The organism is Streptomyces siamensis, from assembly GCF_039543605.1.
GTDB classification, from domain to species: domain Bacteria; phylum Actinomycetota; class Actinomycetes; order Streptomycetales; family Streptomycetaceae; genus Streptomyces; species Streptomyces siamensis.
Map to the genome: position 1 here is coordinate 92,405 of NZ_BAABKB010000002.1, position 22,890 is coordinate 115,294.

18 protein-coding genes and 1 tRNA gene are annotated in these 22,890 nt (G+C 72.1%); 17 read left to right on the forward strand and 2 right to left on the reverse strand.

Annotation, left to right across the window (positions count from 1 at the left end; genetic code table 11):
- The first annotated feature begins 96 nt into the window (after nucleotides 1-96).
- On the forward strand, nucleotides 97-1,521 hold the full coding sequence (locus ABEB03_RS03155) for an NAD-dependent malic enzyme (protein ID WP_345640833.1): 1,425 nt from the start codon (nucleotides 97-99) through the stop codon (nucleotides 1,519-1,521).
- A gap of 368 nt (nucleotides 1,522-1,889) precedes the next feature.
- Entirely contained in the window at nucleotides 1,890-2,171 is a 282-nt protein-coding gene (locus ABEB03_RS03160; RefSeq protein ID WP_007382399.1) for an HU family DNA-binding protein, read from the forward strand.
- A gap of 110 nt (nucleotides 2,172-2,281) precedes the next feature.
- Here the strand turns inward: ABEB03_RS03160 and murA are convergent, their stop codons facing one another.
- Nucleotides 2,282-3,622 carry a UDP-N-acetylglucosamine 1-carboxyvinyltransferase gene (gene murA, locus ABEB03_RS03165; protein WP_345640836.1) on the reverse strand — a complete coding sequence of 447 codons (1,341 nt, stop codon included), beginning with the start codon at nucleotides 3,620-3,622 and terminating at the stop codon, nucleotides 2,282-2,284.
- A 281-nt stretch (nucleotides 3,623-3,903) separates the two neighbouring features.
- Between murA and ABEB03_RS03170 the strand changes: the two genes are divergently transcribed.
- From ABEB03_RS03170 to ABEB03_RS03225, 12 genes are all read left to right on the forward strand, one after another.
- Nucleotides 3,904-4,476, forward strand: a complete 573-nt coding sequence (locus ABEB03_RS03170) for a YqgE/AlgH family protein (RefSeq protein ID WP_028804714.1) — start codon at nucleotides 3,904-3,906, stop codon at nucleotides 4,474-4,476.
- 29 nt (nucleotides 4,477-4,505) lie between these two features.
- Nucleotides 4,506-4,802, forward strand: a complete 297-nt coding sequence (locus ABEB03_RS03175; protein ID WP_028804715.1) for a DUF3039 domain-containing protein — start codon at nucleotides 4,506-4,508, stop codon at nucleotides 4,800-4,802.
- A 320-nt stretch (nucleotides 4,803-5,122) separates the two neighbouring features.
- On the forward strand, nucleotides 5,123-6,424 hold the full coding sequence (locus tag ABEB03_RS03180) for an extracellular solute-binding protein (protein WP_425589169.1): 1,302 nt from the start codon (nucleotides 5,123-5,125) through the stop codon (nucleotides 6,422-6,424).
- Between the two features lie 4 nt (nucleotides 6,425-6,428).
- The gene (locus tag ABEB03_RS03185) at nucleotides 6,429-7,409 is read left to right on the forward strand and encodes a carbohydrate ABC transporter permease (protein ID WP_345640844.1); all 981 of its coding nucleotides are present in this window, start codon (nucleotides 6,429-6,431) and stop codon (nucleotides 7,407-7,409) included.
- Nucleotides 7,406-8,260, forward strand: coding sequence for a carbohydrate ABC transporter permease (locus ABEB03_RS03190; RefSeq protein WP_345640847.1), 855 nt, complete (start codon nucleotides 7,406-7,408; stop codon nucleotides 8,258-8,260). The genes ABEB03_RS03185 and ABEB03_RS03190 overlap by 4 nt, the downstream gene beginning before the upstream one ends.
- A 5-nt stretch (nucleotides 8,261-8,265) precedes the next feature.
- Complete coding sequence (locus ABEB03_RS03195) at nucleotides 8,266-9,915, forward strand: beta-N-acetylhexosaminidase (protein ID WP_425589170.1); 1,650 nt, start codon at nucleotides 8,266-8,268, stop codon at nucleotides 9,913-9,915.
- Between the two features lie 280 nt (nucleotides 9,916-10,195).
- Nucleotides 10,196-11,089: an FAD binding domain-containing protein gene (locus tag ABEB03_RS03200; RefSeq protein ID WP_345640850.1), complete on the forward strand. Its 894-nt coding sequence runs from the start codon at nucleotides 10,196-10,198 to the stop codon at nucleotides 11,087-11,089.
- Nucleotides 11,086-12,582, forward strand: coding sequence for a 2Fe-2S iron-sulfur cluster-binding protein (locus ABEB03_RS03205; RefSeq protein WP_345640852.1), 1,497 nt, complete (start codon nucleotides 11,086-11,088; stop codon nucleotides 12,580-12,582). Before ABEB03_RS03200 ends, ABEB03_RS03205 begins: the two co-directional genes overlap by 4 nt.
- Entirely contained in the window at nucleotides 12,579-14,885 is a 2,307-nt protein-coding gene (locus tag ABEB03_RS03210; RefSeq protein WP_345640854.1) for a xanthine dehydrogenase family protein molybdopterin-binding subunit, read from the forward strand. The genes ABEB03_RS03205 and ABEB03_RS03210 overlap by 4 nt, the downstream gene beginning before the upstream one ends.
- Complete coding sequence (locus ABEB03_RS03215; protein ID WP_345640856.1) at nucleotides 14,882-15,043, forward strand: hypothetical protein; 162 nt, start codon at nucleotides 14,882-14,884, stop codon at nucleotides 15,041-15,043. The genes ABEB03_RS03210 and ABEB03_RS03215 overlap by 4 nt, the downstream gene beginning before the upstream one ends.
- 161 nt (nucleotides 15,044-15,204) lie before the next feature.
- Entirely contained in the window at nucleotides 15,205-16,566 is a 1,362-nt protein-coding gene (locus tag ABEB03_RS03220; protein WP_345640859.1) for an SUKH-4 family immunity protein, read from the forward strand.
- 164 nt (nucleotides 16,567-16,730) lie between these two features.
- Entirely contained in the window at nucleotides 16,731-17,390 is a 660-nt protein-coding gene (locus ABEB03_RS03225; RefSeq protein ID WP_345640862.1) for an NADPH-dependent FMN reductase, read from the forward strand.
- Nucleotides 17,391-17,558: 168 nt separating this feature from the next.
- On the opposite strand, the gene ABEB03_RS03230 is transcribed toward ABEB03_RS03225, so the two are convergent.
- Nucleotides 17,559-17,633, reverse strand: a tRNA-Cys gene (locus tag ABEB03_RS03230).
- 417 nt (nucleotides 17,634-18,050) lie between these two features.
- On the opposite strand from ABEB03_RS03230, the gene ABEB03_RS03235 reads away from it, so the two are divergent.
- The 3 genes from ABEB03_RS03235 (at nucleotide 18,051) to ABEB03_RS03245 (ending at nucleotide 22,872) form a co-directional block, all read left to right on the forward strand.
- Nucleotides 18,051-19,484, forward strand: coding sequence for an MFS transporter (locus ABEB03_RS03235; RefSeq protein WP_345640866.1), 1,434 nt, complete (start codon nucleotides 18,051-18,053; stop codon nucleotides 19,482-19,484).
- 294 nt (nucleotides 19,485-19,778) lie between these two features.
- On the forward strand, nucleotides 19,779-21,578 hold the full coding sequence (locus ABEB03_RS03240; protein WP_345640869.1) for a DEAD/DEAH box helicase: 1,800 nt from the start codon (nucleotides 19,779-19,781) through the stop codon (nucleotides 21,576-21,578).
- Between the two features lie 652 nt (nucleotides 21,579-22,230).
- Complete coding sequence (locus ABEB03_RS03245; protein ID WP_028804724.1) at nucleotides 22,231-22,872, forward strand: IclR family transcriptional regulator; 642 nt, start codon at nucleotides 22,231-22,233, stop codon at nucleotides 22,870-22,872.
- The last annotated feature ends 18 nt before the right edge of the window (nucleotides 22,873-22,890 follow it).

Here is a 22,890-nt window from a genome sequence, read left to right on the forward strand (position 1 = left end):
GTACTCGGCGGTAGGTGCGACGATCGGACGGCATGACGCGACCCGGCAAGGCCGCGCAGTACACGCAGTACACGGTGAAAGCAGAGGAAGTCGGCCATGGCAACGGCGCCCAGCGTCTCCTACTCGATGACGGTCCGGCTGGAGGTGCCCGCGAGCGGAACCGCGGTCTCCCAGCTCACCACGGCCGTGGAGTCCTCCGGAGGCTCGGTGACCGGCCTCGACGTCACCGCCTCGGGGCACGAGAAGCTCCGCATCGACGTCACCATCGCGGCGACGTCCACCGGTCACGCCGACGAGATCGTCGAGAAGCTCCGCGGCATCGAGGGCGTCACCCTCGGCAAGGTCTCCGACCGTACGTTCCTCATGCACCTCGGCGGCAAGATCGAGATGCAGTCCAAGCACCCCATTCGCAACCGTGACGACCTCTCCATGGTCTACACGCCCGGTGTGGCCCGCGTCTGCATGGCGATCGCCGAGAACCCCGAGGACGCCCGCCGCCTCACCATCAAGCGCAATTCCGTTGCGGTCGTGACGGACGGTTCCGCCGTGCTCGGTCTCGGCAACATCGGCCCCAAGGCCGCGCTGCCCGTCATGGAGGGCAAGGCGGCCCTCTTCAAGCGGTTCGCCGGCATCGACGCCTGGCCGCTGTGCCTCGACACCCAGGACACCGACGCGATCGTCGAGATCGTGAAGGCGATCGCCCCCGGCTTCGCGGGCATCAACCTGGAGGACATCTCCGCGCCGCGCTGCTTCGAGATCGAGGCCCGGCTGCGCGAGGCCCTCGACATCCCCGTCTTCCACGACGACCAGCACGGCACCGCCATCGTCGTCCTCGCCGCCCTGACCAACGCACTTCGCGTGGCGGGCAAGGCGATCGGCGACATCCGCGTCGTGATGTCCGGCGCCGGTGCGGCCGGTACGGCCATCCTCAAACTGCTGCTCGCCGCCGGTGTGAAGAACGCCGTCGTCGCCGACATCCACGGCGTCGTGCACGCGGACCGCGCCGACCTGGTGGACGCCGCCACGGACTCGCCGCTGCGCTGGATCGCCGACAACACCAACCCCGAAGGCCTCACCGGCACGTTGAAGGAAGCCGTCCGCGGCGCCGACGTCTTCATCGGCGTCTCCGCCCCGAACGTGCTCGACGGCGACGACGTGGCCGCCATGGCCGACAACGCCATCGTGTTCGCGCTCGCGAACCCCGACCCCGAGGTCGACCCGGCAATCGCCCGCCAGACGGCGGCAGTTGTCGCCACGGGACGCTCCGACTTCCCCAACCAGATCAACAACGTCCTGGTGTTCCCGGGCGTCTTCCGCGGACTCCTCGACGCCCAGTCGCGTACCGTCAACACGGAGATGATGCTGGCCGCCGCGACCGCCCTGGCGGACGTGGTGACCGAGGACGAGCTCAACCCGAACTACATCATCCCCAGCGTCTTCAACGACAAGGTCGCGGGAGCGGTCGCCGGAGCGGTGCGCAACGCCGCGAAGGCGGCGGGCACGGCGCCCGCCGCCGAGTAGGCGCCCGGCACCCCGCTACCGGGTCCACGCCCGGTGTTCCGGGGGCTGTGACGATAGCCACGGCCCCCCTCGCACCGGCGCGTCGCGGGACGCCGGGCTTGTGGGCGCCCCCTAAGGTGGCGGCCAGGTTCAGGCCTCGCAGGCCTTTTCGTGTGACTCCCAAGGGTGTTCGTGTGACTCCCAGGGGTGCCGGATTGGCTTTCCCGCCGCAGGTGGGGGCAGGATGCGTCTTCGGGCGCGAGGGTCTGGCCACGGACCCGGGTGCGGGGACCGAACGAGGACCCTGGCAGCATCGGCTTAGACGTGCCCGACATGCGGCTCCGCCGCGTGGCACGCCTCAATGGCAAGAAGAACACGGGAGTAAGAACATGAACCGCAGTGAGCTGGTGGCCGCCCTGGCCGACCGCGCCGAGGTGACTCGCAAGGACGCCGACGCCGTTCTGGCCGCGTTCGCCGAGACCGTCGGCGAGATCGTCGCCAAGGGCGACGAGAAGGTCACCATCCCCGGCTTCCTGACCTTCGAGCGCACCCACCGTGCCGCTCGCACCGCGCGCAACCCGCAGACCGGCGACCCGATCCAGATCCCGGCCGGCTACAGCGTGAAGGTCTCCGCGGGCAGCAAGCTCAAGGAAGCCGCCAAGGGCAAGTAAGCCCGCTTGTACGTCCTGTACGCCACGGGACGCGTACGAGGCGCAGCAACGCCAATGGGGCGGCCCCCCTTTCACCGGGGGCCGCCCCATTGGCGTACGTACGACGGTGACTAGCCGAGCGCCTTGCCCGGCAGCTCCACCTTCGCGCCGAGCTCGACGAGCTTCTCCATGAAGTTCTCGTAGCCGCGGTTGATCAGGTCGATGCCGTGCACCCGGGAGGTGCCCTGCGCCGCCAGCGCCGCGATGAGGTACGAGAAGCCGCCGCGCAGGTCGGGGATGACCAGGTCGGCGCCCTGGAGCCGGGTCGGGCCCGAAACGACGGCCGAGTGCAGGAAGTTGCGCTGGCCGAAGCGGCAGTCCGAGCCGCCGAGGCACTCGCGGTAGAGCTGGATGTGCGCGCCCATCTGGTTGAGCGCGGACGTGAATCCGAGACGGGACTCGTAGACCGTCTCGTGGATGATGGACAGGCCGGTCGCCTGCGTCAGGGCGACGACCAGCGGCTGCTGCCAGTCGGTCTGGAAGCCCGGGTGGACGTCCGTCTCCAGCGCGATCGACTTGAGCTGGCTGCCCGGGTGCCAGAAGCGGATGCCCTCGTCGTCGATCTCGAACGCGCCACCCACCTTGCGGTAGGTGTTCAGGAAGGTCATCATCGAGCGCTGCTGGGCGCCGCGGACGTAGATGTTGCCCTCGGTCGCCAGCGCCGCGGAGGCCCACGAGGCGGCCTCCAGGCGGTCCGGGAGGGCCGCGTGGGTGTAGCCGCCGAGGCTGTCGACACCGGTGATGCGGATGGTCCGGTCGGTGTCCATCGCGATGATCGCGCCCATCTTCTGCAGTACGCAGATGAGGTCCTCGATCTCCGGCTCCACGGCCGCGTTGGACAGCTCGGTGACGCCCTCCGCGAGCACCGCGGTCAGCAGCACCTGCTCGGTCGCGCCGACGGACGGGTACGGCAGCTTGATCTTGGTGCCGCGCAGTCGCTGCGGAGCCTCCAGGTACTGGCCGTCCGCGCGCTTCTCGATCCGCGCGCCGAACTGCCGCAGCACCTCGAAGTGGAAGTCGATCGGACGGCCGCCGATGTCGCAGCCGCCGAGGCCCGGGATGAAGGCGTGGCCCAGCCGGTGCAGCAGCGGGCCGCAGAACAGGATCGGGATGCGCGAGGAACCGGCGTGGGCATCGATGTCGGCGACGTTGGCGCTCTCGACGTGAGACGGGTCGAGCACCAGCTCGCCCGGCTCCTCTCCCGGACGGACCGTCACACCGTGCAGCTGGAGCAGCCCGCGTACGACTCGCACGTCGCGGATGTCGGGAACATTGCGCAGCCGGCTCGGCGCGCTGCCCAGGAGGGCGGCGACCATGGCCTTGGGTACGAGGTTCTTCGCACCGCGGACACGGATCTCGCCCTCGAGCGGGGTTCCGCCGTGGACAAGCAGGACATCGTCATTGACGGTCATGTATCTCGCGTTCCGATGAGTTGGGCAGGTGTGAGCGGTCGGCAGGCCCGTCGTGCAGGAGCCGAGAGGCTAGGGTAATCGCCGCCCACCCCCCCTCAGAAAGCCCAAGGACCACTCAGGTCCGTCATAGCTTTGCCACAACACGAACCGTTCCGAATCGGGCACACGGGGTCACCGGAACCGGCGTGCGCGGGGGGCGCTCCTCTGCGCCCTGAGCTGCATTCACTCCCTTACGGGCATTGGCTCCCCATGTGGAGGGAAGATGCGGGATCATGTCTGGCATGACCGAGGTGTCCTCGCTCACAGGGCGGCTGCTCGTGGCCACGCCCGCCCTGGCGGACCCGAACTTCGACCGCGCGGTGGTGCTGCTCCTCGACCACGACGAGGAGGGCTCGCTCGGTGTCGTCCTCAACCGGCCCACTCCTGTGGACGTCGGCGACATCCTGGAGGCGTGGGCCGACCTGGCCGGCGAGCCCGGTGTCGTCTTCCAGGGCGGACCGGTGTCGCTGGACTCGGCCCTCGGCGTGGCGGTGATCCCGGGCGGCGGGGCCGGCGAGCGCGCGCCCCTGGGCTGGCGGCGCGTGCACGGCGCGATCGGTCTGGTGGACCTGGAGGCCCCGCCCGAGCTGCTCGCCTCGGCCCTCGGCTCGCTGCGCATCTTCGCGGGATACGCGGGCTGGGGTCCCGGCCAGCTGGAGGACGAACTCGTCGAGGGCGCCTGGTACGTGGTCGAGTCGGAGCCGGGCGACGTCTCCTCCCCGTCGCCGGAACGCCTGTGGCGCGAGGTCCTGCGGCGCCAGCGCAACGAGCTCGCGATGGTCGCGACGTACCCGGACGACCCTTCGCTCAACTGATGCCCGTGCGCTTCAGTACCCTTGCACTCATGAGCACTCTTGAGCCTGAGACCCAGCCCCAGCGAGGCACGGGGACGGGGACCCTCGTGGAGCCGACGCCGCAGGTGTCGCACGGCGACGGGGACCACGAGCGCTTCGCCCACTACGTCCAGAAGGACAAGATCATGGCGAGCGCCCTCGACGGCACGCCCGTCGTGGCCCTCTGCGGCAAGGTGTGGGTCCCGGGCCGTGACCCGAAGAAGTACCCCGTGTGCCCCATGTGCAAGGAGATCTACGAGTCCATGGGCGCCGGTGGCGACAAGGGCAAGGACGGCGACAAGAAGTAGCACCGCCGCGCCCCGGGCGCGGCAGGTCGCGCGCTGAGCAAGGCCGCGGCACCCCGAGACGGGGTGCCGCGGCTTTGTCGTGCCCGGGATCGGGCGTGCCGTCGCGCCGGGCGCCGGTCCGGGGATCGGGGCGCCGGGGACCGGCGCCCCCGCCCGGGGCCGGCCGGGGGGCATCGCGGTCCGGCGTTGCACGGAGTGCGTCCCGTGGTCACAGAGTGGTTGAGACCTCTTGTGGGCATGTTCATGTACTCCATAGCCTCCGTGTGTTGTACAGAGCGAAACCGCCATTGCGCATGTTGCAACGCGCCCCCCATCGGAGGATGCTCGTGAAGCTCTCTGTCCGAACGGCCGCCGCTGTCGCGGCCCTTGCCGTCGCCACCGCCTGCGCCCCCCAGACCTCGGGCGGCTCCTCCTCCGGCAAGGACGAGAAGACGGGCACCCTGCGCGTCTGGCTCTTCCAGGAGGTCGACAACGCGCCGAAGCAGAAGGTCGTCGACGCGGCCGTCGCCGCCTTCAAGAAGACGCACGAGGGCGTCAAGGTCAATGTCGAGTACATCCCCGTGGAGACCCGCGCCCAGCGCGTCAAGGCCGCCTTCAACGACCCGAAGAGCGCCCCCGACGTCATCGAGTACGGCAACACGGACACGGCCGGCTATGTGAAGGACGGCGGACTCGCCGACATCACGAAGGAGTTCAACGGCTGGAGCGAGGCCAAGGACACCGACCCGACCGCCCGGCAGTCCGTGACGGTCGACGGGAAGATCTACGGCGCCCCGTACTTCGTCGGCGTCCGCGCCCTCTACTACCGCACCGACGTCCTCAAGGACCTCGGCCTCGAAGTCCCGAAGACGCAGGACGAGTTGGCCGAGACCGCCCGGAAGATCCACGCGGCCAGGCCCGACCTGTACGGTCTCGCGGTCGGCGGCGCCTACACCTACGGCGCCATGCCGTTCATCTGGTCCCGCGGCGGTGAACTCGCCGAGGGCAAGGGCGGCTCGTACTCCTCCACCATCGACAGCGCACAGGCACAGAAGGGCATCAAGGCCTACACCTCGCTGTTCGGCTCCGCGAACTGTCCCGCCGCCAAGTGCGCGGGCATGGGCGGCAACGACACGGTGACCGCCTTCGCCTCGGGCAAGGCCGGCATGGCCATCGGCGGCGACTTCAGCCATGCGGCGATCGAGGCCGGGAAGGTCAAGGGCAAGTACGAGGTCGTGCCGCTGCCCGGAGTGAAGCCCGGCTCGGTGGCGCCCGCCTTCGCCGGCGGCAACAACATCGGCGTACTGAAGAGCACCTCGCACCGCACGCTGGCGGTGGACCTGATGAAGCAGTTGGCGTCCAAGAAGACCCAGGGCGCGCTCTTCGACGCGATGGGCTTCCTGCCGACCTACACCGACGTGAGGCAGCAGGTCGCGGCCGAGGAGCCCTTCGTCGAGCCCTTCGTCAAGACACTCGCCTCGGGTGCCAAGTTCGTACCGGCCTCGCCCGCCTGGGCGCAGATCGACGCCTCGCTCGTCCTGCCGACGATGTTCCAGGAGGTCATCAGCGGCAAGAAGGACGTGGCCGCCGCCTCGAAGGACGCGGCCGAGAAGATGAACGACGCCTTCAGCTCCGTGGGCTGATCCGATGACGCACGACGCACTCGCCGAGCGGGCCGCGCGCGCCCCGGTCACCGAGGCGGCCCCACGCCGTCCCGGGCGCCGGGGCGGCCCGCCCGCCCGGTCCCGGCGCACGGGCAGCCGCTGGACTCCCTGGCTCTACCTCGCCCCCGCCCTCGCCGTCCTCGGCGGCCTGCTCGTCTACCCGATCTACCAGCTCGGCCTGATCTCGTTCCTGGAGTACACCCAGGCGCAGGTCAGCGGCGGTGAGCCGACCACGTTCCAGGGGTTCGACAACTACGCGACGCTCTTCGCCGACGACCAGTTCTGGCAGGTACTCCTCGCGACCGTGCTGTTCGCGGCGGCCTGCGTGCTGGCGACGCTGGCCGCCGGCTGCGCGCTCGCGGTGCTGCTGACCCGGGTGCGGGCGGTGCCGCGGCTGGCGCTGATGCTGGCCGCGCTCGGTGCCTGGGCGACACCGGCCGTCACGGGCTCCACGGTCTGGCTGTTCCTCTTCGACCCCGACTTCGGCCCCGTCAACCGTGTCCTCGGGCTCGGCGACCACTCGTGGACGTACGGACGGCTCAGCGCCTTCGCGCTCGTACTGCTCGAAGTGGTCTGGTGCTCCTTCCCGTTCGTGATGGTGACCGTGTACGCGGGCATCCGCGCGGTGCCGGGCGAGGTGCTGGAGGCCGCCGCCCTGGACGGCGCCTCGCAGTGGCGGATCTGGCGCTCGGTGCTGGCGCCGATGCTCCGGCCGATCCTCGTCGTCGTCACCATCCAGTCGGTCATCTGGGACTTCAAGGTCTTCACACAGATCTACGTGATGACCAACGGCGGCGGCATCGCGGGCCAGAACCTGGTCCTGAACGTGTACGCCTACCAGAAGGCGTTCGCCGCCTCGCAGTACAGCCTCGGCTCCGCGATCGGCGTGGTCATGCTGGTGCTGCTGCTGGCGGTCACGCTGGTGTACCTGCGGCTGCTGCGCAGGCAGGGGGAGGAACTGTGAGCATTCTGCGCGGAGTCGTCCGGCGTCCCCGCCGACCGTGGAGGCTCGCCGCCGAGGCGTCCGCACTGCTGATCGCCGTCGTGGTCGCCTTCCCCCTCTACTGGATGGTGCTCAGCGCCTTCAAACCGGCCGGGGAGATCGAGTCCACCGAGCCGCGGCCCTGGACGCTCTCGCCTTCGCTGGATTCCTTCCGACGCGTCTTCGGGCAGCAGGAATTCGGCCGCTACTTCCTCAACAGCCTTGCCGTGGCGGGAACCGTCGTCATCGTCTCGGCGCTCGTGGCGTTTCTCGCGGCGACGGCCGTGACGCGATTCCGCTTCCGGTTCCGGACCACCCTGCTGATCATGTTCCTGGTCGCGCAGATGGTGCCCGTCGAAGCCCTGACGATCCCCCTCTTCTTCCTCATGCGGGACCTCGGCCAGCTGAACACCCTGGGCTCGCTGATCCTGCCGCACATCGCCTTCTCGCTGCCCTTCGCCATCTGGATGCTGCGCGGTTTCGTAAAGGCCGTGCCCGAGGCGCTGGAGGAGGCCGCCTACATCGACGGGGCGAGCCGCGCGCGATTCCTCTGGCGGATTCTGTTCCCCCTCGTCTTCCCGGGCCTGGTGGCCACGAGCGTCTTTTCCTTCATCTCGGCCTGGAACGACTTCCTGTTCGCCAAGTCCTTCATCATCAGCGACACCTCGCAGTCGACTCTGCCGATGGCGCTTCTCGTGTTCTACAAGCCGGACGAGCCGGACTGGGGCGGCGTCATGGCCGCCTCCACGGTGATGACGATTCCGGTACTGATCTTCTTCGTACTCGTACAACGACGACTCGTCTCCGGACTCGGCGGAGCGGTGAAGGACTGACTGACGTGAGCGATGTGATCCCGGCGCCCCGCGCCGTCGACGAATCCGTGCCCGGCGAGGTCCGCCTCGACGCAGACACCACGCTGTGGGCCGCGCCCGGCACGGGCACCACCGAACGCTGGCTGCGTTCCACCCTCGGCGCGGCGCTCGGTCTGGGCCTGCCACCAGGGCCGCAGGACGCCCGCAACGCCGTACGGCTGGTCCTCGACGACACCCTGGAGCCGGAGGCCCACCGGCTCCGCGCCGTCGCCGGGGAGGGCGTGGAGATCCGTGGCGGCGACGCGGCCGGCGTCTTCTGGGGGGCGCAGACGCTGCGTCAGCTCCTCGGTCCCGACGCCTTCCGCCGCGCCCCCGTCCGGCCCGGCACCACCTACGCCCTCGCCCAGCAGGTGATCGAGGACGCGCCCCGATTCCCCTGGCGCGGCGTCATGCTCGACGTCTCACGCCACTTCCTGCCCAAGGACGCGGTGCTGCGCCATCTCGATCTGATGGCCGCCCACAAACTCAACGTCTTCCACTTCCACCTCACCGACGATCAGGGGTGGCGTGTCCAGATCAAGAAGTACCCGAGGCTGACCGAGGTCGGATCCTGGCGGGCGCGCACGAAATTCGGTCACCGCGCCTCACCGCTGTGGGACGAGAAGCCGCACGGAGGCTTCTACACGCAGGACGACATCCGGGAGATCGTGGCGTACGCGGCCGAGCGGCATATCGCCGTCGTCCCCGAAATCGACGTGCCGGGCCACTCGCAGGCGGCCATCGCCGCCTATCCGGAACTCGGCAACACCGACGTCGTCGACACGGCCTCCCTGAGCGTCTGGGACAACTGGGGTGTCTCCGAAAACGTACTCGCCCCCACCGACAACACACTGCGGTTCTACGAGGGGGTGTTCGAGGAACTCCTCGACCTGTTCCCGGCGGACCCCGCGTGCTTCCCGCGGTTCTCGGAGTTCTTCCACATCGGCGGGGACGAGTGCCCCAAGGACCAGTGGCGGCAGTCCCCGGCGGTCCAGGCCCGCATCGAGGAACTCGGCCTCGCGGACGAGGACGCGTTGCAGTCCTGGTTCGTCCGGCACTTCGACAAGTGGCTCTCCGCGCGCGGGCGTCGGCTCATCGGCTGGGACGAGATCCTTCAGGGCGGGCTCGCCGAGGGCGCGGCCGTGTCCTCGTGGCGCGGCTACGAGGGCGGCGTCACGGCCGCCCGTGCCGGCCACGACGTCGTCATGTGCCCCGAGCAGCACGTGTACCTGGACTACCGTCAGGACGGCGGCGAGGACGAGCCGGTGCCCATCGCGTACGTCCGCACCCTGGAGGACGTCTACCGCTTCGAACCGGTGCCGGCGGGTCTCACGCCCGAGCAGGAACGCCATGTGCTGGGCACTCAGGCGAACGTGTGGACCGAGGTGATGGAGGACCGGGCACGCGTCGACTACCAGGCGTTCCCGCGGCTCGCGGCCTTCGCCGAGGTCGCCTGGAGCGCCCTGCCCGCCCCCGCCGCACGGGACTTCGCCGCCTTCGAGCGGCGGATGGCCGCCCACTACGGGCGGCTCGACGCCCTGGGAGTTGCCTACCGCCCGCCCACCGGACCGCTGCCGTGGCAGAAGCGACCGGGTGTGCTCGGACGTCCGATCGAGGGGGCGCCCCCAAACGTGTGAGGTGACTCCCCACCGGTGTGTCACACGACGTTCACCCCGGCACCGCGGCCTCACGAGGAAAAAGGCCCCCAAGGATCACCGAAGAGTGGCAATTCGCTCTCATTGGCGATGCCGTACGAAAACGGACCATCTCGCTGGTGAGGGGGGCGAATGCCTCCTAGCGGACCCCCGCGTCGAGGTCCGGGGAAGATGTGCCAGAGTTGCCACGTCCGCCCTGTCAGCACGTACCGTACGGCAGCACAGGTGGGACCAGGTGGGGCAGCGGGAAGGGGCAGCCGGTTTGACCACGCACGCACCGCAGGCGGCGCAGGCCGTGACGCTGCCCGCCTCGCTGGACGAGGCGGTCGCGGCTCTGGCCGCCATGCCCGCCGCCGTCCCCGTCGCCGGCGGCACCGACCTCATGGCCGCCGTCAACTCCGGACAGCTGCGGCCCGCCGCCCTCGTCGGCCTCGGCCGGATCAGCGAGATCCGCGGCTGGCAGTACCAGGACGGCCACGCGCTGCTCGGCGCCGGCCTCACCCACGCCCGCATGGGGCGCCCCGACTTCGCGGCGCTCATCCCGGCGCTGGCGGCCGCCGCGCGCGCGGCCGGACCGCCGCAGATCCGCAACGCCGGCACCCTCGGCGGCAACATCGCGAGCGCCGCGCCGACCGGCGACGCGCTGCCCGTGCTGGCCGCCCTGGAGGCCACGCTGATCGTCGCGGGCCCGGGCGGAGCCCGCCGCGAGGTCCCCGTCTCGCACCTGCTGGCCGGCATGGAGATGCTCCGCGGCGGCGAGCTCATCGGCTACGTGCGCGTGCCGCTGCTGCACGCCCCCCAGGTCTTCCTCAAGGCGACCGGACGCACCGGGCCCGGCCGCGCCGTCGCCTCGGTGGCACTCGTCCTCGACCCGGCGCGACGCGGCGTGCGGTGCGCGGTCGGGGCCATAGCGCCGATGCCGCTGCGCCCCCTGGACGCCGAGGCGTGGGTCGCCCAGCTGATCGACTGGGACAACAGCCGCTCGATCGTGCCCGAGGCGCTCCACGCGTTCGGCGAGTACGTCGCCGCGGCCTGCATCCCGGATCCGGGGCCCGCCGAGGACGGCTCCCCGGGGCAGCTTCCGCCCGCCGTACTGCACCTGCGGCGCACCGTCGCCGCGCTGGCCCGACGAGCACTGGGGAGGGCGCTGTCGTGACCGACGACCAGCACGGAGAGGGCACCCCGCAGAGCGGGGGCCGCTGGGACCCGCTGCCCCAGGGCGACTACGACGACGGGGCCACCGCCTTCGTCAAGCTCCCCGAGGGGGGCATCGAAGCCCTCCTCGCCGAACGGGAGAGCCCGCTCGCGGCCCCCGGCCACGGCTACGTGCCCCCGCAGATCAGCGTGCAGCCGGCGACCCCGGGCGCCACCGACCCGGCCGCCACCGGGACCTGGAACGTGCCGGCCGGGAACGCGGACTGGCCGGAGCCGGGCACCGGGGCCCAGGAGGCTCCGGACGACCGGTTCTCGTACCAGCCGCCCGCCACCGGACAGTGGGACTTCAGCGAGGCCGCCCAGGAGGGCACCGCCCCCGGCCACGACGTGACCGGGCAGTGGTCCATCCCCGTCGCCGGAGGCGACCTCCCGGACGAATCGGGCGAGTTCACCACGTCGGCGCTCGTCGAGCAGTGGGGCGGGAACCCGCCCGCCACCCTCCCCGGCGGTGCCGCCGCGCCCTGGGCGTCCGAAGTCATCGGCCAGGCGTGGACCGCCGAGCCGCCGCAGGGGCCCGCTGGGGGCTCCGGGAGCACCTCGACGCACCCGCACCCGCACGGGCCCGCCCAGGACGCCCAGGAGCCCGCCGGGCCCGCGCACGAGGCCCCTGAGGAGACCGGCACGGCCGACCCCGCCGGGCCGGCGGAGCACGCGCAGGACCGGGCGCACGAGGCCGCCGCGGCACCCGACGACGACCGGACCGCTACGCCCGCCCCCGAGGCGGACACCGAGACCGGTCCGGCCCACGACGCAAAGCCCGCCGCACCCTCGAACGACGAACACCCCCTCGCCTCGTACGTCCTGAGCGTCAACGGCGCGGACCGCCCCGTCACCGACGCCTGGATCGGCGAGTCGCTGCTCTACGTCCTGCGCGAACGCCTCGGCCTCGCCGGCGCCAAGGACGGCTGCTCGCAGGGCGAGTGCGGCGCCTGCAACGTCCAGGTCGACGGCCGGCTCGTCGCCTCCTGCCTGGTGCCCGCCGTCACCGCGGCGAGCAGCGAGGTGCGCACCGTCGAGGGCCTGGCCGCCGACGGACAGCCCTCCGACGTGCAGCGCGCGCTGGCCAGGTGCGGCGCCGTGCAGTGCGGCTTCTGCGTGCCGGGCATGGCGATGACCCTGCACGACCTGCTGGAGGGCAACCCGGCGCCGACCGAACTCGAGACCCGTCAGGCACTGTGCGGCAACCTCTGCCGCTGCTCCGGCTACCGGGGCGTCCTGGACGCCGTCCGCGAGGTCGTCGCCGAACGCGAGGCGCACTCCGCCACCGATGCCGCACCGGACGTCGACGAGGCACGCATCCCGCACCAGGCGGGCCCCGGAGCGGGCGGCGTCAACCCGGCGGCCTACGAAGCGGGCTCCTTCGAGGACACTTCTCCGTACGACCCCCAGGCGCCGCATGAGCAGCCGTACGGCCAGGACGGAGGCCAGGCGTGAGCAACGAGACCGTCACCGCGACACCGGCGGTGCCCCAGACGGGCCCCGAGCCCCTGCCGCACGGGATCGGCGTCTCGCTGCCCGCCGCGGACGCCCGCGCCAAGACCGAAGGCACCTTCCCGTACGCCGCCGACCTGTGGGCCGAGGGCCTGCTGTGGGCCGCCGTGCTCAGGTCGCCGCACCCCCACGCGCGCATCGTGTCCATCGACACCAGCCACGCGCGCGAGATGCCCGGCGTACGCGCGGTCGTCACCCACGAGGACGTGCCCGGCAACCCGCTGCACGGCCGCGGCAGAGCCGACCGCCCGGTGTTCGCCTCCGAGGTCGTCCGCCACCACGGCGAGCCCATCGCGGCCGTCGCCGCCGACCACCCCGACACCGCCCGCATGGCCGCCGCCGCCGTCATCGTCGAGTACGAGGTGCTCGACGCGGTCACCGACCCGGAGCTCGCCTTCGAGGCCGAACCCCTGCACCCCGACGGCAACCTGATCCGCCACATCCCGCTGCGCCACGGCGACCCGGACGCGGTCGGCGAGATCGTCGTCGAGGGCCAGTACCGCATCGGCCGCCAGGACCCGGCACCCATCGGCGCGGAAGCCGGCCTCGCCGTGCCCCGCCCCGACGGCGGCGTCGAGCTCTACCTCGCCTCCACCGACCCGCACACCGACCGCGACACCGCCGCCGCCTGCTACGGCCTGGAACCCGAACGCGTGAAGGTCGTCGTCACCGGCGTCCCCGGCGCCACCGCCGACCGCGAGGACCAGGGCTTCCAGCTGCCCCTCGGCCTGCTCGCGCTGAAGACCGGCTGCCCGGTCAAACTCACCGCCACGCGCGAGGAGTCCTTCCTCGGCCACGCCCACCGGCACCCCACGCTGCTGCGCTACCGGCACCACGCCGACGCCGAGGGCAAGCTGGTGAAGGTCGAGGCGCAGATCCTGCTCGACGCCGGCGCCTACTCCGACACCTCCGCCGAGTCGCTGGCCGCCGCCGTCGCCTTCGCCTGCGGCCCCTACGTCGTCCCGAACGCCTTCATCGAGGGCTGGGCCGTACGCACCAACAACCCGCCCTCCGGCCACGTGCGCGGCGAGGGCGCCATGCAGGTGTGCGCCGCCTACGAGGCGCAGATGGACAAGCTGGCCAAGAAGCTCGGCGTCGACCCGGCCGAACTGCGCCTGCGCAACGCCATGGCCACGGGCGACGTGCTCCCGACCGGACAGACGGTGACGTGCCCGGCCCCGGTCGCCGAACTGCTCCAGGCCGTACGGGACCATCCGCTTCCCGCGCTCCCCAAGGACACGCCCGAGGACGAGTGGCTGCTGCCCGGCGGGCCCGAGGGCGCGGGCGAGCCCGGCGCCGTGCGCCGCGGCGTCGGCTACGGCCTCGGCATGGTCCACATGCTCGGCGCCGAGGGCGCCGATGAAGTCTCGACGGCCACCGTGAAGGTCCACGACGGCGTCGCCACGGTGCTGTGCGCTGCCGTGGAGACCGGCCAGGGCTTCACCACGCTGGCCCGGCAGATCGTCCAGGAGACGCTCGGCATCGACGAGGTGCACGTCGCACCCGTCGACACCGACCAGCCCCCGGCCGGCGCGAGCTGCCGGGGCCGCCACACCTGGGTGTCCGGCGGAGCGGTGGAGCGCGCGGCCAAGATGGTCCGCACCCAGCTGCTCCAGCCCCTGGCGCACAAGTTCGGGATGTCGACCGAACTGCTCCAGATCACCGACGGCAAGATCACCTCGTACGACGGGGTGCTGTCCACCACCGTCACCGAGGCGATGGACGGCAAGGAGCTGTGGGCGACCGCGCAGTGTCGCCCGCACCCCACCGAGCCGCTCGACGAGGCCGGCCAGGGCGACGCCTTCGTGGGCCTGGCCTTCTGCGCGATCCGCGCGGTCGTGGACGTCGACATCGAGCTCGGCTCCGTACGGGTCGTGGAACTGGCGCTCGCCCAGGACGTCGGCCGGGTGCTCAACCCGGCGCAGCTCGCCGCCCGCATCGAGGCGGGCGTCACCCAGGGCGTCGGCGCCGCGCTGACGGAGAACCTGCGCACGGCGCGTGGCCTCGTCCGCCATCCCGACCTGACCGGCTACGCCCTTCCCACCGCCCTGGACGCCCCCGACATCCACATCGTCAAGCTCGTCGAGGAGCGCGACGTCGTCGCCCCCTTCGGCGCCAAGGCGGTCAGCGCGGTACCGGTCGTGACGTCCCCGGCGGCGGTCGCCTCCGCCGTACGGGCGGCGACGGGCCGTCCCGTCAACCGCCTGCCGATCCGCCCGCAGGCGGCCGTGGTGACGGGCGCGTGAGCGCGCCCGGGCCGACGGCGGGCGACCCCGCGCAGGCCCCCGGGAACGAGGAGCCGCGCTACGAACCCGCGCCCGGCGTCGGGAAACTGGCGCTCTGGGTGCTGCTGTTCGTCCTGGCCGCCGTGGTCGTCGTCGCGGGCGGCGTGTACTTCGGCTGAGCGACGGACCGTCGCTTTGTGCCGTGGGCGGCTCGTTCCTGGGAGTTTGAGGCGTTGTCAGTGCCGCGGCGTATGGTTCTCGGACATGGGGAACCGCCGCGGGACGCGGAGCTGTTTCCCCACAGGGGGAAGCACGATGCGTTCACATGCGCGGGGGAGCCATGAGCACGACTGACACCGGCGTCGGCGGTGCGATCACACTGACGGACGACGAGCTGGACCCGTACGTCACGCACACGGGGACGCGGCACCTGCTGACCGGCCCCGGACTGCCCCACGACGGCGCGCTGCTGGCGTTCGGCGCACTACGCGAGCACGGCCTGCGGCGGCTCGCGGACCTGGCGGGCGACGCCGACAGACTCGCCGGGGAGCTCCGGGACCAGGTCGTCGTGGGAGCCCTGCGCAGTCTGGACCGGGACCTGGAGTCCATCGTGCTCGACGGCACGACCGGGGAGATCTCCACGACGTACATCGGCGGCCACCCCGCCCTCATGGACCTGACCCCGCTGGCCCCCTCCCTGGAGGCCCTGCTGCGCTTCGCCGCGGTCACGGAGGAACTGTCCGCGCCCCGCGGCCGGTTCGGGCCCAGTACCGCCTTCGCCCTGGAGACGAGCCCGGCGGCCCCTGTTCCGTCCCGCGGGCGGTTCGGCAAGAGAACCACCGCGACCGACCTCGTGCCGCAGGACGGCGGATCCGAGGCGGTGGCGACTGAACTCTCCTCTCCTCGTGGCCAGTTCGACTTCGGAACAGCCGCGACCGAACTCGCTTCGTCCCGCGGCCGGTTCGGCCCCAAGGCGGTCACGGAGGCCTCGGAGCGGCTCAGCGCCGTCTTCGCCGAGGCCGCGGGGGACCGGGTGCCGCCGTTCTGGCGGATGGCCGCGCTGATCCGCCCGCTCACCCGGATCGCGGGCCCCGGCGACGGACTCGTCCTCGACCTGCCGAAGCGGCTGCTGGACGAGGAGTTCGGCGCGGGCGGGATCATGCGGTTCGAGGACGTCGACTTCCCGTCCGCGCTCACCCACGAGCCGACCCGCCGCTTCCTTCGCGAGACCGGGCTGCCCGAGGACGGCTTCCTCTTCCAGCTCGACACGGAGGTGCCGCTGCCGGCCCTCACCGAGTACTACGCGGACGAGCGCCCCGGCGAGTTCTCCGCCGACGAACTCCCCGCCGGCGCCGACCGGCTGATACGCCTCGGCCACCTGGTGGAGGACATCAGCCTCGTGGTGGACGGCGGCACGGGCGCGGTCCTCGCCTGGAGCGAGCCGGACCTCACCCTCCGCCCGCTCAACGCCGACATCTCCACCCTCGCCTTCACGCTCTGGCTGCTGCACCGGGAGAAGGCCCTCGACGCGGCCCACGACCTCAGCGACGCCTACGAGCAGCTCGCCGCCACGATGTCCCAGACCCTCGCCACGGTCGACCCCGTCGCCTGCGACCCGACCCCGACCCTGCCCGGCGACGACGGCCACCGCTACTGGCCGGAGGCCTTCGACGACCAGGCGGGGGGCGTGCTGTACGCGTGAGGTCCGGGGACGTTCCCTCACGCCCGACCGAAGCTCCCTGAACGTCGTGGCCGCCGTCGGCCCGGCCGGCTCCGGGCTGTCGGTCGCGTGTTGTCCCTCGCGGAACCACACTGGTCAGTGAGGCTGCCGCTGGAGGAGCGTGCCCACGACGGAAGGACGGACCCATGCCCACGGACACGCATCCCGGCCCGCTCCGATTCCTGGTCTTCGGGGCGGCACTGCGGTCCGATTCGGCCAACGCCCGCCTCGCCTCCCTCGTGGCCCGGCTCATCTCCGACACCGGTGCCGCTGTCGACCTCGCCGCAATGCGCGACTTCGACATGCCCTTGTACGACGGTGACACCGAGGCGACCGAAGGGCTGCCGCACGGTGCCCTCGCCCTGCGTGACCGACTCGAGCAGAGCGACGCCTTCGTCATCTCCTCGCCCGAGTACAACGCCTCCGTGCCGGGAGTACTGAAGAACGCGATCGACTGGGTCTCCCGTGTCCGGCCGCAGCCGTTCAAGACCAAGCACGCGATGCTCGTCTCCGCGTCGCCGTCCCTGGTCGGCGGCAACCGCGGGCTGTGGGCCCTGAGGATTCCCCTGGAGCACCTGGGCACCCGTGTCTACCCGGACATGTTCAGCGTGGCCAACAGTTACGAGGCATTCACCGAGGACGGAACGCTGGCCGACCCGGGGCTGCAGCAACGCCTCACAGAGACCGTGTCGGGTTTCCTCAGCCTCGTCGAGGCGGACGTGCGCTACGTCTGCCTGGAACGCCGGTGGTACGAATTCCTGGGAGACCGCACCGAGGCAGCCATCACCCAACGGGCCGAGGCATGATGCCGGGAGGCCGGGAGGCCGGGAGGCCGGGAGGCCATGAGGCACTGCGCGCCCGGAGCGGCGGTACGGGGGAGGCTGATCCTCGGTGTCCCCGAGCGGGCCACGGACCGACTGAGGGGCGGCACCCACGTGGAGTGCCGCCCCTAACGTTTTGCCTGGCCAGGCAGGTGGAGGCCGTGGCGGGAATTGAACCCGCGTAACTCGCTTTGCAGGCGAGCCCCTGAGCCACTCGGGCACACGGCCGGAATCAGGTGCGGCACGGCTCACTCGTTCCGAACCCGATGAGTCGACCGTAGGGGCGGGTGAGGAGGGGGCTCAAGGGCTGCGGGGGCGCTGCAACGCGACTGCCACACGCCGTTCATGAACGGGCGGGCGGCACGCGAGGAGGCGTCCCGGCGGGCGCCCCGCGGCGCACCGAGCGGCGGGCGGTGCGGCGGGCCGAGCGGCGAGCGGCGAGCGGTGCGATGGGCGGTGCCCCAATGCGGGCCCTGTGGACGGGCCCTGGTACAGGCCCAGTGGACGGGCCCTGATGCGGCCCCAGTGGACGGGCGTGCGGGCCCGGTGGGCGCGTGGAACGTGCTGGTCGTACGACCAAAGGCCCAGTGGATCACCGTCCTCGGACAGGGGCCAGGGCGGTGCCCGGACTCCTACGCTGACGCCATGACCGCCCTGGAAGCCCGCGATGCCACGACCGCCCCGTCACCGGACGAGGGCGGCGTGCTGAGCCGGCCCCACCGGGCGCTCAGCATCGGCATCGTGTCCGTGGTGCTGGTGATCGCCTTCGAGGCGACGGCCGTCGGCACGGCGATGCCCGTGGCGGCGCGGGACCTGGACGGGGTGTCGCTGTACGCGTTCGGGTTCTCGGGGTACTTCACGACGAGCCTGTTCGGGATGGTCCTCGCCGGCCAGCTGTCCGACCGGGACGGCCCGCTGGCGTCGCTCACCGCCGGGATCGCGTCCTTCGCGGCGGGGCTGCTCGTGTCCGGGACCGCCGGGAGCATGTGGGTCTTCGTCCTGGGCCGGGCCGTGCAGGGCTTCGGCGGCGGCCTCGTCGGCGTCGCCCTGTACGTCGTCGTCGGGCGGGCCTACCCGGAACGGCTGCGGCCGTCGATCATGGCGGCGTTCGCCGCGGCCTGGGTGGTCCCCTCGGTGGTCGGACCGCTCGCCGCCGGTGCGGTCACCGAACATCTCGGCTGGCGCTGGGTGTTCGTCGGCATCCCGGCCCTGGTCGCCCTCCCGCTGGCGCTCGCCCTGCCGGAGATGCGGCGACGCGCCTCAGGAGGGGAGCGGCCCCCGGGACGGGCCGGCCGCGCCCGCCTCGACCGGCGCCGCATCCGGCTCGCGCTCGGCATCTCCCTGGGGGCGGGGCTCCTCCAGTACGCCGCCCAGGACCTGCGCCCGCTGTCCCTCGTCCCCGCCCTCGTCGGCGCCGCGCTGCTCGTCCCGGCCGTGCTCGCACTGCTGCCCCACGGCACCTGCCGGGCGGCCCGCGGTCTGCCGTCGGTGGTGCTGCTGCGCGGTGTCGCGGACGGCACCTTCATCGCCGCCGAGTCCTTCGTGCCGCTCATGCTCGTCACCCAGCGGGGCCTGTCCCCGACGCTCGCCGGGCTCTCGCTCGCCGCGGGCGGCGGCTCCTGGGCGCTGGGGTCCTACGTGCAGTCCCGGCCGCGGACGGAGCCGTACCGGGAGCGGCTGATGTTCCTCGGCATGGTCCTGGTCGCCGCGGCCATCGGCACCGCGCCCACCGTGCTGATCCACGCCGTGCCCGTGTGGGTCGTCGCCGTCGCCTGGGGCTTCGGCTGCTTCGGGATGGGGCTCGTGGTCGCCTCCACCAGTGTGCTGATGCTCCGGCTGTCGCCGCCCGCGGAGGCCGGCACCAACTCCGCCTCCCTCCAGATCTCCGACGCCCTGTCGAACGCCCTGCTGCTGGCCGCGGGCGGCGCGGCCTTCGCGGCGCTGGGCGGCGGCTCGATCACGGAGGTCACGGCCTCGGCGGACGGCTCCCGCCCGGCCGCCTTCGCCGCCGTGTTCCTGCCGATGGCGGCCCTCGCGCTGCTGGGGGCCTGGGTGACGACACGCCTGCGGGAGCGGTGACCGGGAGCGGTGACCGCCGGTCGCCCGCCCGGAAACGCGGTCCCGCGCCGGCCGCGGCCGCGTGACCTCGGTCCTCTCCGCGGTGCCCGCACGAAGGTTTCCCCGGCATCGTCAGCGCGAGCTGTGACCTCAGTCCCATCCACGGGTGACCCGGCACCGTCCGCGCGTTGACACGAGGGGCGCGCCGGTAGGGTGGCCCGGTTGTCATACGTAGCCGAGCCGCCCGCCCGTCTCCCCCCACCGATCCGTCCGACGTCCGGCGCGCGGCCTTTGATTCGACCACCCACGGAGACCGTGACTACCACCGCCGCCAGTGCCTCCTCGTCGCACCACCTCTCGCCCGCCTTCCCCGGCCGCGCCCCCTGGGGCACCGCCAACAAGCTGCGTGCCTGGCAGCAGGGGGCGATGGAGAAGTACATCCAGGAGCAGCCGCGCGACTTCCTCGCCGTCGCCACGCCCGGCGCCGGCAAGACGACCTTCGCGCTGACGCTCGCGTCCTGGCTGCTGCACCACCACGTCGTGCAACAGGTCACCGTGGTCGCGCCGACCGAGCACCTGAAGAAGCAGTGGGCCGAGGCCGCCGCGCGCATAGGGATCAAGCTGGACCCCGAGTACAGCGCGGGCCCGCTCGGCAAGGAGTACCACGGCGTCGCCGTGACGTACGCCGGTGTCGGTGTGCGGCCGATGCTGCACCGCAACCGCAGCGAGCAGCGCAAGACCCTCGTCATCCTCGACGAGATCCACCACGCCGGTGACAGCAAGTCCTGGGGCGAGGCCTGCCTGGAGGCGTTCGAGCCGGCCACCCGCCGGCTCGCGCTCACCGGCACGCCCTTCCGGTCCGACACCAACCCCATCCCCTTCGTCACCTACGAGGAGGGCAACGACGGGATCCGCCGGTCCGCCGCCGACTACACGTACGGATACGGATCGGCCCTCGGCGACGGGGTCGTGCGGCCCGTCATCTTCCTCTCCTACAGCGGCAACATGCGGTGGCGTACGAAGGCGGGCGACGAGATCGCGGCGCGGCTCGGGGAGCCGATGACGAAGGACGCCGTCTCACAGGCCTGGCGCACCGCGCTCGACCCGCGGGGCGAGTGGATGCCCAGCGTGCTGCGCGCCGCCGACCAGCGGCTGACCGAGGTCCGCAAGGCCATTCCGGACGCGGGTGCGCTCGTCATCGCCTCCGACCAGGACTCGGCCCGCGCCTACGCCAAGCTGATCCGTGAGATCACCGGGACGAAGGCGACGCTCGTGCTGTCCGACGACGCCGGCGCCTCGGACCGCATCGACGAGTTCAGCCACAACCAGGACCGGTGGATGGTCGCCGTCCGCATGGTGTCCGAAGGCGTCGACGTGCCCCGGCTCGCGGTCGGGGTGTACGCGACCACGATCTCCACGCCCCTCTTCTTCGCCCAGGCCGTGGGACGTTTCGTGCGGTCCCGCAGGCGCGGCGAGACCGCGTCGGTCTTCCTCCCGACCGTCCCCGACCTGCTGACCTTCGCCAACGAGATGGAGGTCGAGCGGGACCACGCGCTCGACAAGCCCAAGAAGGAGGGCGAGGAGGACCCGTACGCCGAGTCCGAGAAGGAGATGGAGGAGGCGAACCGGGAGCAGGACGAGGACACCGGAGAGCAGGAGCAGTTCTCCTTCGAGGCGCTGGAGTCCGAGGCCGTCTTCGACCGGGTGCTGTACGACGGCGCCGAGTTCGGGATGCAGGCCCACCCGGGGAGCGAGGAGGAGCAGGACTACCTGGGGATCCCGGGGCTCCTCGAACCCGAGCAGGTGCAGCTCCTCCTCCAGAAGCGGCAGGCGCGGCAGATCGCGCACAGCCGCAAGAAGCCCGACGATGAGGCCGACCTGCTGGAGCTCCCCGCCGAGCGGCGGCCCGTGGTCACCCACAAGGAACTCCTGGAGCTGCGCAAGCAGCTCAACACGATGGTCGGCGCGTACGTCCACCAGAGCGGCAAGCCGCACGGAGTGATCCACACCGAGCTGCGCCGCGTGTGCGGCGGTCCGCCGAGCGCGGAGGCGACGGCGGGTCAGCTGCGGCAGCGGATCGCCAAGGTGCAGGAGTGGGCCACCCGCATGCGGTGACCCCGGGTGCGGGGTGCCGATCCGCCGGCGTGGGTGCCGCACCCGTGGGTGCCGCTGCCGGGGCCGGGTACGGGTCCGAGCGCCGTCATCGGGTACGGGCGCGGGCGCCGCTTCCGGGTGCCGGGTGCCTGCTGCCAGGTGCCCGCTTCCGGATTGTCGGCTGAGGGCGCGGGCGTCGGGCAGGGACCCGTCGCGCCACGGCCCCGCTCTTGCGCGCCCCCGCTCTTGCGCGGCCGAGTACGCGCGCGGCCGAGTGCCGGTGCGCCGCGCCCCCCGAGTCCGGCTCCGCGCCGGTACGCGGCCCCTCCGCGTCGCGGCCCCCGCCGGTGCGCGGCGGCGCATGTGCGCCGGGCGTGCGCGCGGTCCGCTTCGGGCGCCGCACACCCCATGATTCGGGGCAAACGGAATCAGTCCGTACCAGCCGATGCCCGGATTCTGGACGGAGACTTCCGCTGAGCGGACCGGCTCGCTACTGTCCCGCTACGCACACGCCCCGTGGCAGCGCCGCCGCGGAGCGCAGCCGTGAAGCGACTCCGCCCGGGATCAGCCGGGTCGCCAGCCGACCGGCGGCCTCTGAAGCGCGTCGCCGACGGGACTCGGTGACGCACAGCCGCGAGGGGGCCGTCGACCTCACCACTAAGGAGTGGGCGTCGTGACCGCGGAGACCTCTCAGACGCTCGACAGGGGACTGCGGGTCCTCAAGCTGCTCGCCGACACCGATCACGGGCTGACCGTCACCGAGCTCTCGAACAAACTGGGCGTCAACCGGACCGTTGTGTACCGCTTGCTGGCCACGTTGGAGCAGCACGCTCTCGTCCGCCGCGACCTGGGCGGTCGCGCCCGGGTCGGGCTCGGCGTGCTGCGACTGGGCCGTCAGGTGCACCCGCTGGTGCGGGAGGCCGCGCTGCCGGCCCTGCGCGCGCTGGCGGAGGACATAGGGGCGACCGCTCATCTCACGCTCGTCGACGGGACGGAGGCGCTCGCCGTCGCCGTCGTCGAACCGACGTGGACGGACTACCACGTCGCCTACCGAGCCGGGTTCCGGCATCCGCTCGACCGGGGGGCCGCGGGGCGGGCGATCCTCTCCGCCCGGCAGGCGTCGGCGGAGGAGCCCGGGTACACCCTCACGCACGGCGAACTGGAGGCCGGGGCCAGCGGTGCCGCGGCACCGCTTCTCGGTGTGACCGGGGTCGAGGGGAGCGTGGGCGTCGTCATGCTCGCCGACTCCGTGCCGGAGAGGGTCGGGCCCCGCGTGGTCGACGCCGCGCGCGAGGTCGCCGACGCACTCCGCTGAACCCGGACGCCACGGCGC

Bases quoted from the DNA above. Each gene is read 5' to 3' on its own strand.
- ABEB03_RS03155 (WP_345640833.1), top strand. From the start codon at position 97: ATGGCAACGGCGCCCAGCGTCTCCTACTCGATGACGGTCCGGCTGGAG.
- ABEB03_RS03160 (WP_007382399.1), top strand. From the start codon at position 1,890: ATGAACCGCAGTGAGCTGGTGGCCGCCCTGGCCGACCGCGCCGAGGTG.
- murA (WP_345640836.1), bottom strand. From the start codon at position 3,622: ATGACCGTCAATGACGATGTCCTGCTTGTCCACGGCGGAACCCCGCTC.
- ABEB03_RS03170 (WP_028804714.1), top strand. From the start codon at position 3,904: ATGACCGAGGTGTCCTCGCTCACAGGGCGGCTGCTCGTGGCCACGCCC.
- ABEB03_RS03175 (WP_028804715.1), top strand. From the start codon at position 4,506: ATGAGCACTCTTGAGCCTGAGACCCAGCCCCAGCGAGGCACGGGGACG.
- ABEB03_RS03180 (WP_425589169.1), top strand. From the start codon at position 5,123: ATGCTCGTGAAGCTCTCTGTCCGAACGGCCGCCGCTGTCGCGGCCCTT.
- ABEB03_RS03185 (WP_345640844.1), top strand. From the start codon at position 6,429: ATGACGCACGACGCACTCGCCGAGCGGGCCGCGCGCGCCCCGGTCACC.
- ABEB03_RS03220 (WP_345640859.1), top strand. From the start codon at position 15,205: ATGAGCACGACTGACACCGGCGTCGGCGGTGCGATCACACTGACGGAC.
- ABEB03_RS03225 (WP_345640862.1), top strand. From the start codon at position 16,731: ATGCCCACGGACACGCATCCCGGCCCGCTCCGATTCCTGGTCTTCGGG.
- ABEB03_RS03235 (WP_345640866.1), top strand. From the start codon at position 18,051: ATGACCGCCCTGGAAGCCCGCGATGCCACGACCGCCCCGTCACCGGAC.